The following is a 13,044-nucleotide window of genomic DNA, read 5'->3' as shown; positions in this document are numbered from 1 at the left end:
GTAAATTTTGATTTATTTCACAAAGCGTTAGATGGTTTTTAAGTGTTTTATGGTTTTAAGTTTTTTAATTAATTTAATCGCCATTCCGGCGATGGGTTTTAGTTGTTTAATTGATTTAATGTGGGGAATCTGTAACGATTGGTTTTTATAGGCTTCAAGATGCTCAAAACATTTTTATTACATTTGCGATAAATCTGCAGAGAAATACCCATAAGGAACCTTAATGTCCTATCAGAAAAATAAAAAGCTGTTTCCTTTTTTTCGGCAACTCGCGTTTCCGTTACGTATTTTTCTGCTCATTCTGGTGGTTTCTGTTTTCATCGTGGCAGCGTTAGCACAATATTTGTCTGCCAGTTTCGAAGATTATCTGGCGTCCCATGTTCGTGATATGGCGATGAATCAGGCAAAAATTATTGCTTCTAACGACAGCATTATCGCCGCCGTAAAAAACCGGGACTATAAACGCCTGGCGATAATTGCGAATAAACTGCAGCGCGGGACGGATTTTGACTATGTGGTGATAGGCGATCGCCACTCGATCCGGCTTTACCATCCGAATCCGGAAAAAATCGGCTATCCCATGCAGTTTACGAAACCCGGCGCGCTGGAAAGAGGAGAAAGTTATTTCATTACCGGTAAGGGCTCAATAGGGATGGCGATGCGCGCCAAAACGCCTATCTTTGACAACGAAGGCAACGTGATCGGCGTTGTTTCAATTGGCTATCTGGTCAGTAAAATCGACTCCTGGCGGCTGGACTTCTTATTACCGATGGCGGGGGTTTTTGTCCTGTTGCTGTTGATATTAATGCTGCTTTCCTGGTTTTTCGCCGCGCATATCCGCCGACAAATGCTGGGCATGGAGCCGAAACAGATTGCGCGCGTGGTACGCCAGCAGGAGGCGTTGTTTAGCTCGGTTTATGAAGGGCTGATCGCCGTTGATCCGGAGGGACATATCACCGCGATTAACCGCAATGCGAGAAAAATGTTGGGGCTGCCGTCGCCGGGGCGTCAGTGGCTGGGCAAGCTGATAGCGGAAGTCGTCAATCCGGCAGACTTTTTTACCTGCCAGATCGCAGAAAGACGCCAGGACGTGATGGCCAACTTCAATGGCCTGAGCGTCATCGCCAATCGTGAAGCTATCCGTTCCGGCGAGGAGTTGCTGGGCGCTATTATTAGTTTTCGCAGCAAAGATGAAATCGCGACGTTGAACGCGCAGCTAACCCAGATTAAACAGTATGTTGAGAGCCTGCGCACGCTACGCCATGAGCACCTGAACTGGATGTCGACTCTGAACGGCCTGCTGCAAATGAAGGAGTATGATCGGGTCAGAGAGATGGTGCAGGGTGAGTCGCAGGCGCAGCAGCAACTTATTGATAGTTTACGCGGCGCCTTCGCCGATCGTCAGGTGGCCGGTTTGCTGTTTGGCAAAGTTCAGCGCGCGCGTGAACTGGGGCTCAAGATGGTGATTGTTCCCGGCAGCCAGCTACATCAACTGCCGGAGGGGCTGGATAGCACGGAGTTCGCCGCCATCGTCGGGAATCTGCTGGATAATGCGTTTGAAGCGAGTTTGCGTACACAGGAAGGCGACAATACCATCGAACTTTTCCTGAGCGACGAGGGCGACGAGGTGGTGATAGAGGTCGCCGACCAGGGCTGCGGCGTTCCTGAAGCGCTGCGGGAAAAAATTTTTGAGCAGGGCGTAAGTACCCGAACCGACGAACCCGGTGAGCATGGTATCGGGTTATATCTGATTGCAAGTTATGTGGGGCGCTGTGGCGGGGTCATTACGCTGGAAGACAATGATCCTTGTGGCACCTTATTTTCTTTATTCCTTCCGAAAGTGAAAAAAAACGATGACAGAACCATTAACCCTATTGATCGTTGAGGATGAAACGCTGCTGGCGGAGATGCACGCAGAATATATCCGCCATATTCCTGGCTTTAAGCAGATATGGCTGGCGGGCAATCTGGCGCAGGCGAGAATGATGATTGACCGGTTCAAACCTGGATTAATTCTGTTGGATAATTATCTGCCGGATGGGAAGGGGATTACGCTGCTGCATGAATTAATGCAGTCGCGCTATCCCGGCGGCGTCGTGTTTACGACCGCCGCCAGTGACATGGAGACGGTAGCGGAAGCGGTACGTAGCGGCGCGTTTGATTATCTGGTCAAACCTATTGCTTATGAACGTTTGGGACAGACGCTGACCCGCTATCAACAGCGCAGACGTATGCTGGCGAGCGCGGATAGCGCAAGCCAGAAGCAGATAGATGAAATGTTCAACGCCTATGCGCGCGGCGAACCGAAAGGGGATTTGCCGACCGGTATTGATGCCTTAACCCTTAATGCGGTGATGAAGCTGTTTGCCGATCCAACCGTACGCCATACGGCTGAAACGGTTGCGCAGGCCTTAACGATAAGCCGCACCACATCCCGACGTTACCTGGAATATTGCGCGAGTCAGCACCTGATTGTCGCAGAGATTATTCATGGCAAAGTGGGCAGGCCGCAGCGTATTTACCACGGCGGCTAAGCCTGGTTTAAGATGCCGGGGCGATGTTTTCCCTCGCCCCGGCTTACCGGCTATTAGCCGCCAGTAACGGCGGAAGAGGCGCCTGGCACCATAATTTCCGTGGCGATAATGACGATCAACAGACCGACGATGACCGGAACGGACGTGCGCTTCACCACTTCAAACGGTGATATTTTAGCCATCCCGGCGACAGCGACCACCACGCCGGAGACCGGCGAAATCGTGCGCCCCAGGTTTGAGGCTTGCAGCATTGGGATGGATAAATAGGCTGGGTTGATGCCGGAGGAGTGCGCCAGTTTAGGGATCATCTCAACAAAGGCGTAAAAAGGCGCATTGCCTGAACCGGTGGTCATCGCGGCCAGCATGGTTAAAATCACTAATACCAGCATCAGAATAATGCTGGCGGAGCCAAAAGAAGTGGCAATCGAGATCAGACTTTGGATAAAGCCAATGGTGCTCAGCCCCTGGGCGAAAACGCCCGCCGCGACCAGCAGCATCACGACGCCGGCAAACGCATCCGCCATGCCGCGATAAGCCACTTCCAGGCCGGAAAACACATTTTGCGTGTTGAAGCCGCGCACGAATTCCAGCACGGCGGCCAGCAGCATACAGATCACCAGAATGGTAATAATGTGCAACTGCGGCCCCCATTTACCGTCAAAAATCAGTACGCCGATAATGGGCGTGAACGGCAAAAGGGCATAAAACGCCGGGGCCGTGGTGGTAATCTCCGCCACGTCCAGCATCTCATGTGAAATGTTCTCTTTTTTATCCAGATAGCGTTGCCAGAAAAAGTGCGCAATCGCCATACCGATAATTGCGGCGATGGAAATCGGCAGCGTGGTTTTGAACGCGAAATCGATTAACGGCATCTCCGCCGCTTTTGCGGCTAAAACCACATCGCCAGACGTTGGCGAGAGGATGATGGCGGCCGGAGAGGCGCAAATAGCCGCCGCCGCGCCGCGGCTAATGCCGACGTTGACCATCACCGGGAAGAGAGTAGCCATGAGCAGTACGCCAAGCCCCGTCGCGGAAGAGACGGCCAGCGACATCAGGCAGGCGACAAAATAGGCGGCAATCATCAACAGGTAGGGCGAGTTTATGTACTGTAAAGGTTTCGACGCCAGCTTCACGACCATATCATTCGCGCCGATATGCGTCATATAAGCGGCAAAGCCGCACAGCATCATGATCATCATGCCAAGATCGCCGCCGCGACTCATGAGCAAAATTTTGATGTATTCAACAATATCTGTTGCGGTATAGCCGGTACTGGTTTCGCTGGCAGGTAATACCTTATGCCCCATCAGTGCGCTGATAATAAGCAGAACCAGACCGCCGACAAATAAAACGCCAGTGGCGGAATATCCCTTAATGATGTAGCGCGCTACACCCACAATAACGACGACTCCGATAAGGAGCTCTATAACTGTTAGCATTGTTTCCCCTGTCTTATCGACACCCAGAGTAAAAATAAGAACCACAAAAGTGGTATAAAAATGTACCGAATAAAGGATGGCGCCTTACTGATTAAAATCACGGCGCGGTTATTTTTTCATGTCATCGCTAAAGATGAAATATGCTTATACGAATTTTCTGTAGCGCTATAAGTATTAATTTATTGTTATTTTATTGTTTTGTTTGTTGTGCTTTGTTTTGTGTTTTTTGTGAAAACTTAGTAAGGAGAGCGCGACGGTTCTGAGTGCTAAATCAAACGCCGTTAACCCGATACTTTCTCAGATTATTCTCTGTTTATAGTTTGTTAAGATTTTATTCAGGTTAATGTTGTTATTATCACGGTCGAATTTTTGAACGGTATGGCTGTTGTGATGATTATCAGAAAGTATTTTCTTATTATTGCTCTCCTTGTTATGCCATGGCTGGCTATTCCTTCAGTCTCTGCGGCGGATAAAGGGTGGTTTAACACGTTTACCGATAACGTCGCAGAAACGTGGCGACAGCCTGAGCATTATGATTTGTATGTCCCCGCCATTACCTGGCATGCGCGCTTTGCCTACGATAAAGAGAAAACGGATCGCTATAACGAGCGGCCGTGGGGCGTTGGTTTTGGTCAGTCGCGCTGGGACGACAAAGGCAACTGGCATGGCCTCTATATGATGGCCTTTAAAGATTCATTTAACAAATGGGAACCCATAGGCGGTTATGGCTGGGAAAAAACCTGGCGACCGCTGGAAGACGATAATTTTCGTCTGGGACTTGGCTTTACCGCAGGCGTTACCGCGCGCGACAACTGGAATTATATTCCCATCCCTGTACTGTTGCCTTTAGCGTCGATAGGCTATGGTCCCGCTACCTTTCAGATGACCTACATTCCGGGTTCGTATAACAACGGAAACGTCTATTTCGCCTGGATGCGTTTCCAGTTTTGACGGGGAAGGGCATTCTTCAGTTGTGAATAAAAAAGCCTTAAAAAACAATAAGTAGACAGGGTTAGCTAAAAATTAACGCGATATTTATCACTTTTTCGCAAAGTTCGACTGGACAAAATGCATCACAATTGTTGTACTGGTATCCGACACAGCATTTGTGTCTATTTTTCATGTAAAGGTAATTTTGATGTCTAAGATTAAAGGTAACGTTAAGTGGTTTAATGAATCCAAAGGATTCGGTTTCATTACTCCGGAAGATGGCAGCAAAGACGTGTTCGTACACTTCTCTGCAATCCAGACCAATGGTTTTAAAACTCTGGCTGAAGGTCAGCGCGTAGAGTTCGAAATCACTAACGGTGCCAAAGGCCCTTCCGCTGCAAACGTAACTGCTCTGTAAGCATACGTCCGACAGCAAGATTTCAAAACCCGCCCTTTCGGCGGGTTTTTTTTGCGCTTAACGCGCCGCTGCGGCGGAAAATAGCCAGAATGCCAGCGCTGTCATGGCAAACGAACCCAACAGGTTAATCAGCACATTCAGCAGCGCCCAGCCAAAGCGCCCCTCTTGCAGCAAGAATACCACTTCAGCAGAAAAAGTAGAAAAGGTCGTCAGGCCGCCGCAAAAGCCGGTCGTAATGAGCACTTTCCACATCGGATCGATATGTGTCATGCGGTTAAACCAGGCGAACCCCATGCCGATAATAAACGCGCCAAGCAAATTTGCTGTTAGCGTACCGATGGGAATCGCCTGATGAAGCGGATTAAAACGCATACTTAGCATCCACCGGGCTACGCTCCCCGTTCCACCGCCGATAAAAACTGCTAAAAGAAGCTGTAACACTGCCGAATCCTTTATTTAATTGCTATACAGGAGGAGTGTAACGCCGAACACGCATAATTGGCGAGTCCTGACAGAGGTGTGGGAGGGGATATGTTCGTTGCAGCCGGGCAGTTTGTGGTGAGTTCTGTATGGGAAAAGAATGCGCAAGTTTGCGTTTCGTTAATGGCTCAGGCGGCGGGCCGCGGCGTATCGCTTCTGGTGCTGCCTGAGGGGATATTAGCGCGAGATGACATCGACCTTGACCTGCCGATTCGCGCCGCGCAGCCGCTGGATGGCGCGTTTATGACGCGGCTTCAGGAAGAAAGCGCTCATAATAATATGACGACGATATTCACTATCCTTGTCCCGTCAACGCCTGGACGGGCGGTTAATATGCTGGTGGCTCTACGGGCAGGTCACATTGTCGCGCGTTACGCGAAGCTGCATCTCTATGATGCGTTTTCGATGCAAGAATCCCAAAGTATTGATGCCGGAACCGCTATCGCGCCTGTGCTGGACGTGGAGGGGGTTAAGGTGGGGCTTATGACCTGTTATGACCTGCGCTTTCCTGACATGGCGTTAGCGCTGGCTTTACAGGGGGCTGACGTATTGGCGCTGCCGACGGGCTGGGTTCGCGGCCCGTTGAAAGAGCAGCAGTGGTCGACGCTGCTGGCGGCGAGAGCGCTGGATACCACCTGCTATATGATTGCGGCCGGGGAGTGTGGTAATCGTAATATTGGTCAAAGTCGTATTATCGATCCGTTGGGGGTAACGATAGCCGCAGCAGCCGATCGTCCGGCGCTGATCGTCGCGGAAATATTCAGAGAACGAATAGACCAGGTGCGGGAGCAACTTCCTCTTTTGCAGCAACGACGATTTGCGCCACCGCAATTATTATGATGTTTTTTTACGCAAAGCTTGATTCACCTTGTTACAGATTGCTATTGTGTGCGCGCGTCGAAAGACCGTTAATATTCTCAGGTTAATCCGGCGCGTTACGCAGCCTGTTTTTAGTGAAGAAGGTATCTATGGGTGAGATTAGTATTACCAAACTGCTGGTGGTTGCCGCACTGGTTGTTCTGCTGTTTGGTACCAAGAAGTTACGTACGCTGGGCGGAGACCTGGGCACGGCGATTAAAGGATTCAAGAAAGCAATGAACGATGAAGACGCGGGCGTTAAGAAAGACGTCGACGGTAGCGTTCAGGCTGAAAAACTCTCGCACAAAGAGTAATAGCGCGATGCGCTTGCTCCGCAGAGTAAAAAAACCGGCAAGTTGCCGGTTTTTTTTGCCTGAAATGTAAGCGTCTATTACACGATCATTTCACTTCCATGCCTTTGGCCTGGAGATCAGCATGGTACGAAGAACGTACAAAGGGGCCACAGGCGGCATGGGTAAAGCCCATCGCCAGGGCTTCCGCTTTCATCTCGTCAAACTCTTCCGGGCTGACATAACGCTGTACCGGCAGGTGATGGCGGCTTGGCTGTAGATACTGACCAAGCGTCAGCATGGTGACGCCATGACGGCGTAAGTCGCGCATAACCTCAATGATTTCCGCATTGGTTTCGCCTAAGCCCACCATCAGGCCCGATTTTGTCGGAATTTCCGGGTGCGCTTCTTTGAAGCGTTCCAGTAATTTCAGCGACCAGTTGTAATCGGCGCCCGGACGAACCTGGCGGTAAATACGCGGCACGTTTTCCAGGTTGTGGTTAAACACATCCGGCGGCGTCGCGTTAAGAATATCCAGCGCGCGATCCATACGTCCACGGAAGTCTGGCACCAGGGTCTCTATTTTTATCTCCGGGCTTTTGGCACGGATAGCGGTGATGCAGTCAGCAAAATGCTGGGCGCCGCCGTCACGCAGATCGTCACGGTCGACAGAGGTGATGACCACATAGCGTAGCGCCATGTCGGCGATCGTTTGCGCCAGTTTCTGCGGCTCTTCCGCATCCGGCGCAACGGGGCGGCCATGGGCGACATCACAGAACGGACAGCGGCGAGTGCAAATGGCGCCAAGGATCATAAACGTAGCGGTGCCGTGGTTGAAACATTCAGCCAGGTTTGGGCAAGACGCTTCCTCGCAGACAGAATGCAGGCCATTTTTGCGCATTGCGGCTTTGATGCCCTGGATACGGGTAGAATCCGCCGGAAGTTTTATTTTCATCCATTCCGGTTTACGTAGTAGAGCGTCGCGCTCTGTGACCACATTTTTAACCGGGATAAGAGCCATCTTATCGGCATCGCGGTATTTTACACCGCGTTCCATCACAATGGGTTTACTCATAGCGTGCGTGTTCCAGTTGCGAATAACGAAGGAAAGCGTTTCAATTCAAGAGAAAGTTGTATTTATCAACTATTTTTGAATTTGTGACACGCAGTATATCATTGATAAGGGCCATAAAGCAGCCTGACAGCCCGGCAAAATGTAAAATAGTTGTTGTTTTGTGCTGTTTGCCCATATCTTCCGTGACCTGAATGCAACATTTTTGTCAGAACGCCTCACGGATGATATCAATGACGTTCTCCAGCACCGGATCGCGCAGACTCAGTTTATTGTAATGCAGCGAGAACTCGACCTGTTCACTATTCACCGGCGCGTAGGGAAGGCGTTCAAGCGGCCAGCAACGGCTAAATAAGTCGTAGAAGCGGGTGGGCATCAGTCCCAGCATATCGCTGCTGGCGATCAGCGAGGCAATGGTAAAAATATTGTAGCTGCTAAAACTGATTTGCTGATCGGGAAATGTCTCCTGCAGTCGCTGGCGCAGTAGGGAAAGATGTTGTCCCTCCAGCATCAGAAAGGTGTGATCCGCGCTGTTCAGTCTCTCTTCAGTAATGGCGTTCGCCAGACACGGGTGATGCTGGCGGCAGACAATCTCAAGCGTATCGCTAAACAGGACGTGATGCTGGATGCTCCGGTTGTTATAGCTATGGGTATTGATAATGAGATCGGTCTGAAACTGACTAAGCTGGCTTTCGGCATCGTCTACCGGAATGTTGCGCAGCAAAAGCTGAGGATAACGCGGCCTGATGGCCTGGTAAATAATCGGCATCACTAGCGCGCCGACCGAAGGCGTCGTGCCAATCGTAATGGTGCGTTGCTTATCATAGCTGCCCGTAAGATCCAGGGCGCCAAGAATAGATTCCAGCCCCTGGCTGATGTATTCGTGCAGATGCGTAGCATACGTCGTGGGCGTTACGCCCTGGCCTTTGCGAATAAACAGCGGATCGGGAAATATAGTCCGTAATTTTTGAATGGACTGGCTGATGGCTGACGGCGTCAGGTTAAGAATTTTCGCGGCATTGACGATCCCTTTATGGACATATACGGCCTCGAAAATCGTCAACAGATTGAGGTCAATATTTCTCAGTGTTCTGAAAATTTGCGGTTTGTCTTGTAGATGTTGATCGGCCGGTTGTCTTTCTGCCTGATTATTATCACTCACGCTCTGGCTCCGAATTCATTCGTATTATGAATAATAGATGAAATAGTATATTTTGCATTTATGAGTTGGTTTTAAAATTACTCTTATGAATGTATTTTAAGTCATTTCAATAAGATAAGTAACAGCAAGGCCGGGATTTTGTTCACGGAAAATTCCTCATCATGAGGACTGAAGAGGCCATGCCGCCTGGCGGCTACAGCAGGGATATAACGAAAATATAGAAAGCGGGGGGAGAAGTAAAGCATTCAAATCATATATGATTAATGACCCATAAATTTCTTGGGCCATTATATTTTACGCATTAAGCAGCAATATATTCATACGGTGGATTATTTAGCAGAGCTAAAATATTCGCCAGCAAGCGGGGCGCAATATTATCTGTGGTAGCGTCTTTCTTCCACTGCGTTATTTTAGCCATTTCCATGCCGGCATAACCACACGGGTTGATACGCAGGAAAGGAGAAAGATCCATGTTAACGTTTAGCGCTAAACCGTGGAATGAGCAGCCGCGACGGATACGTAAACCCAGCGAGCAGATTTTCTTTTCACCCACATAGACGCCCGGCGCATCGGCGCGCGGATGCGCCTCAATACCAATTTCAGCCAGCGTATTCACCACGGTCTGTTCAAGTAGGGTGACTAAATCACGCACGCCCAGTTTACGTCGTTTCAGGTTAAGTAAAACGTACATTACCTGTTGGCCCGGACCATGATAGGTCACCTGTCCTCCACGATCGCTCTGCACAACGGGAATATCGCCAGGCATCAATATATGTTCCGCTTTACCGGCCTGGCCCTGGGTAAACACCGGGTAATGCTCAACCAACCAGATTTCATCATGGCTGTTTTCATCGCGCATATCGGTAAAGTTATGCATGGCCTGAGAGATAGCTTCATAGGGCTGAAGGCCGAGCTGGCGGACAAGGATTTTATCCTGATACAAAACGGCATCTCCGTAGAGAATGAAAAAAGAGAGGAAAGTATATCACAGCGGGGGAGGCGGGGAGTTACCCGGATAAGACCGGGTAACCGTCTGGATGTATTACAATACCATTCGCACGATATCAATATTGCCCAGTTCTTCGTACAGCGTTTCAACCTGTTCAATATGGGTGGCATTAATGGTGATAGAGACCGAGTGGTAGTTGCCTTTGCTGCTCGGTTTTACCGTCGGAGAGTAATCACCAGGCGCATGGCGCTGTACCACTTCAACCACCTGATCAACCAGCTCAGGTAACGCCTGCCCCATTACTTTGTAAGTAAATGGCGTAGGGAATTCAAGCAGTTCGTTAAGTTTGGTTTTCATGTCAGCTCCGGCATTACGTAAAAAAATAACAACTCCCGCCACAGGGCGGGAGTTTTACTGATGCATAGTATATGGGGACGAAAATCACACTTTCAAGCGTTCAATTTTTATCCAAACCAGTGATGGAACATTAATTTAATGTAATCAATGATTTTACCGAAGAAGTTCCCTTCCGGGATCTCTTGCAGTACGACCAGCGGACGCTGCTCGATGGTTTTACCGTCCAGCTGGAAGTTGATGGTGCCGACCACCTGGTTTTTCTGCAGCGGCGCGTGCAGTTCTGCGGTATTCAGTACATAGCTCGCTTTCAAATCTTTCATGCGACCACGAGGGATCGTCAGGTAAACGTCTTTATCGACGCCCAGCGAGGCGCGATCGGTATTACCAAACCAGGCGGGTTCAGAGGCGAACTCTTTACCAGCCTTCAGCGGATTAACGGTTTCAAAGAAACGGAAGCCCCACGTCAGCAGTTTTTTGCTTTCTGTTTCACGGCCTTTATAGGTCCGTCCGCCCATCACGGCGGAAATCAATCGCATCTGGCCTTCGGTTGCGGAAGCGACCAGATTATAGCCCGCTTTGCTGGTATGGCCGGTTTTGATGCCGTCCACATTCAGGCTGTTATCCCACAGCAGACCGTTACGGTTTAACTGGCGAATGCCGTTAAAGGTGAATTCTTTTTCTTTATAAACGGCATATTCGTTAGGCACATCGCGAATTAACGCCTGACCAATCAGCGCCATATCGCGAGCTGAACTGTATTGTCCGTCGGCGTCCAGGCCGTGTACGGTCTGGAAGTGGGTATTTTTCAGCCCCAACGCGTTCACATAGCTGTTCATCAGTCCGACGAAAGCATCCTGGCTACCGGCGGCGAAATCAGCCATCGCCACACAGGCGTCATTGCCGGATTGCAGATTGATGCCGCGTATCAACTGAGAGACCGGTACCTGCATTCCCGGCTTGAGGAACATCAGCGAGGAGCCTTTAAATACCGGATTGCCGGTGGCCCAGGCGTCATTACCGACGGTAACCAGGTCGGTTTCTTTAAATTTACCCGCTTTCATTGCCTGTCCGATGACGTAACTGGTCATCATCTTTGTCAGACTCGCCGGGTCGCGACGTTCGTCGGCGTTTTGTTCCGCCAGAACTTTGCCGGAGTTGTAGTCGATCAGGATGTAGGATTCCGCATCGATCTGCGGAACACCCGGGATCATAGTTTTGATATTCAGGTCATCGGCATGTGCGGTTGAGATAAACGCGGCACAAAGCGCCGTGGTGAGCGCCATGCGCTGCATAAAACGAGCGGAAAAAGTGGTCTTCATGGTCTGAACTACGACGTCCGTGATGAAATTAAAAAAAGAGCCCTACTATAGCAAAAGCATAACTGGCAGGCATCTGACTTTCCGCGTGACTTTGTTAATGTCATTTACAGAAATTGACAGTACAGATACCTGCGATCGGTTACTGCGCGCTGGCGATAAAGGACTGTAATTGTGCTTCTGTTTGCAAACGTTGCTGTAACGCGCTGGCTTCGGCTTTACTGGCAAAAGGCCCCAGTTGAATACGCCAGACCGCGCCGTTTTGTATTACGCGTCCTGGTACGCTGAACTGCTGGCTTAAACGCTGTTGGTACTGCTGCGCACGCGTTTGATCGCTGACGGCGCCGACCTGGACGACGAAACGACCGCTCGCCGCGGCGGCTGGCGCGCTCACCGGGGCAGATACCGGGGCTGCGGCGGCAGGCGCGGAAACCGGCGCTGGCTGTGGCGCCGGCGTCGGTTCATTACTCTCCAGCACGCCAGGCGCCAGCGTGGTCGGCGCGCCGAGGAAGCCGCTGCTGCTCACCGGCGCACCGGTGGTATCGTCACTTTTCAACGTGGAATTACTGACCGGAAGAACGTCGCCTTGCGGTTGCGCAGGCGCTGAAGAGGCGCTTCCCATTCCGCCGCTTAAATCAGGGCGCGGGGGCAGAGCGTAGGTCTGTTTCGCCACCGTCGTACAGGCCATCCCCGGGCCGGAGAGCGAACCATCCGGCGCCACGATAATGGGGTCAATCCGTACTTTAGTATTATTCGAGGTATTCAGACGATCCGCCGCCGCGCGGGACAGGGAGATGACCCGATCTGTGCCATAGGGGCCGCGATCGTTAATACGCACGACGATCATGCGACCGTTGGCCAGGTTGGTGATTCGCGCATAGCTGGGGATAGGCAGTGTCGGATGGGCGGCGGTAAGCTGCATCGGATCGAACATCTCCCCGGAGGCGGTTAAATTACTGCCGGGTTCCGCATCATAAATAGCGGCCAGGCCAGCCTGGCTAAAGCGGGACGGGTCCTGAACGATTTTATAACTTTTACCGTCACGCTGATAATCCTGGTTTGCGGTCGGATTCAGAGGTTCATAACGCGGTTCCGCTCCGCTGATTTCCACAGTCGGACCATTACATACCGCAGGTTGCGGCGCGACGGTGGTTTGCTGCTGACCGCCGTCATTAGTACATGCCGCGAGTAGTACTATCCCTGCCGCGACGCAGATTACAGGCAACTGCTTACGCATTG

The 13,044-nt window shown here is 50.8% G+C and carries 14 protein-coding genes; 6 read left to right on the top strand and 8 right to left on the bottom strand.

All coding sequences use genetic code 11. The features are described from left to right. The first annotated feature begins 223 nt into the window (after positions 1–223). Both dpiB and dpiA read left to right on the top strand, forming a co-directional pair. Positions 224–1,885: a sensor histidine kinase DpiB gene (gene dpiB, locus ACLJRH_RS04770; protein WP_023136395.1), complete on the top strand. Its 1,662-nt coding sequence runs from the start codon at positions 224–226 to the stop codon at positions 1,883–1,885. Next, positions 1,854–2,534 (top strand): two-component response regulator DpiA, encoded by a 681-nt coding sequence (gene dpiA / locus ACLJRH_RS04765; protein WP_000138778.1) that lies wholly within the window; start codon positions 1,854–1,856, stop codon positions 2,532–2,534. Before dpiB ends, dpiA begins: the two co-directional genes overlap by 32 nt. A gap of 53 nt (positions 2,535–2,587) precedes the next feature. Here the strand turns inward: dpiA and dcuC are convergent, their stop codons facing one another. Then, positions 2,588–3,973 carry an anaerobic C4-dicarboxylate transporter DcuC gene (dcuC, locus tag ACLJRH_RS04760; RefSeq protein WP_000958619.1) on the bottom strand — a complete coding sequence of 462 codons (1,386 nt, stop codon included), beginning with the start codon at positions 3,971–3,973 and terminating at the stop codon, positions 2,588–2,590. A gap of 378 nt (positions 3,974–4,351) precedes the next feature. Between dcuC and pagP the strand changes: the two genes are divergently transcribed. Together pagP and cspE are read left to right on the top strand one after the other, a co-directional pair. After that, on the top strand, positions 4,352–4,924 hold the full coding sequence (pagP, locus tag ACLJRH_RS04755) for a lipid IV(A) palmitoyltransferase PagP (protein ID WP_001623090.1): 573 nt from the start codon (positions 4,352–4,354) through the stop codon (positions 4,922–4,924). Between the two features lie 187 nt (positions 4,925–5,111). Then, positions 5,112–5,321 (top strand): transcription antiterminator/RNA stability regulator CspE, encoded by a 210-nt coding sequence (gene cspE / locus ACLJRH_RS04750; protein ID WP_000034826.1) that lies wholly within the window; start codon positions 5,112–5,114, stop codon positions 5,319–5,321. A 57-nt stretch (positions 5,322–5,378) separates the two neighbouring features. On the opposite strand, the gene crcB is transcribed toward cspE, so the two are convergent. Further along, entirely contained in the window at positions 5,379–5,762 is a 384-nt protein-coding gene (gene crcB / locus ACLJRH_RS04745) for a fluoride efflux transporter CrcB (RefSeq protein ID WP_000939753.1), read from the bottom strand. 90 nt (positions 5,763–5,852) lie between these two features. Here crcB and ACLJRH_RS04740 point away from each other — a divergent pair, with 90 nt between their 5' ends. Together ACLJRH_RS04740 and tatE are read left to right on the top strand one after the other, a co-directional pair. Further along, positions 5,853–6,641, top strand: coding sequence for a deaminated glutathione amidase (locus ACLJRH_RS04740; protein ID WP_000495793.1), 789 nt, complete (start codon positions 5,853–5,855; stop codon positions 6,639–6,641). 128 nt (positions 6,642–6,769) lie between these two features. Next, positions 6,770–6,973: a twin-arginine translocase subunit TatE gene (tatE, locus tag ACLJRH_RS04735; protein ID WP_000503938.1), complete on the top strand. Its 204-nt coding sequence runs from the start codon at positions 6,770–6,772 to the stop codon at positions 6,971–6,973. A gap of 85 nt (positions 6,974–7,058) precedes the next feature. On the opposite strand, the gene lipA is transcribed toward tatE, so the two are convergent. From lipA to rlpA, 6 genes are all read right to left on the bottom strand, one after another. Beyond that, a complete protein-coding gene (gene lipA / locus ACLJRH_RS04730; protein ID WP_000042640.1) occupies positions 7,059–8,024 on the bottom strand; it encodes a lipoyl synthase in 966 nt (321 codons plus the stop codon). 205 nt (positions 8,025–8,229) lie between these two features. Next, the gene (locus ACLJRH_RS04725) at positions 8,230–9,183 is read right to left on the bottom strand and encodes a YbeF family transcriptional regulator (protein ID WP_023137124.1); all 954 of its coding nucleotides are present in this window, start codon (positions 9,181–9,183) and stop codon (positions 8,230–8,232) included. 301 nt (positions 9,184–9,484) lie between these two features. Then, the gene (lipB, locus tag ACLJRH_RS04720) at positions 9,485–10,126 is read right to left on the bottom strand and encodes a lipoyl(octanoyl) transferase LipB (RefSeq protein WP_000284012.1); all 642 of its coding nucleotides are present in this window, start codon (positions 10,124–10,126) and stop codon (positions 9,485–9,487) included. A gap of 99 nt (positions 10,127–10,225) precedes the next feature. Further along, positions 10,226–10,489 carry a DUF493 family protein YbeD gene (gene ybeD / locus ACLJRH_RS04715; protein ID WP_000850547.1) on the bottom strand — a complete coding sequence of 88 codons (264 nt, stop codon included), beginning with the start codon at positions 10,487–10,489 and terminating at the stop codon, positions 10,226–10,228. Positions 10,490–10,596: 107 nt separating this feature from the next. Further along, entirely contained in the window at positions 10,597–11,808 is a 1,212-nt protein-coding gene (gene dacA / locus ACLJRH_RS04710) for a D-alanyl-D-alanine carboxypeptidase DacA (protein ID WP_000858711.1), read from the bottom strand. Between the two features lie 139 nt (positions 11,809–11,947). Beyond that, the gene (gene rlpA, locus ACLJRH_RS04705; protein WP_023137125.1) at positions 11,948–13,042 is read right to left on the bottom strand and encodes an endolytic peptidoglycan transglycosylase RlpA; all 1,095 of its coding nucleotides are present in this window, start codon (positions 13,040–13,042) and stop codon (positions 11,948–11,950) included. Between the last annotated feature and the right edge of the window lie 2 nt (positions 13,043–13,044).

This window comes from Salmonella sp. SAL04162, assembly GCF_046551535.1.
In the GTDB taxonomy this organism is placed as follows: Bacteria; Pseudomonadota; Gammaproteobacteria; order Enterobacterales; family Enterobacteriaceae; genus Salmonella; species Salmonella enterica.
Note: the sequence above shows the minus strand (reverse complement) of the source record. Positions and strands in the feature narration are given on the sequence as shown.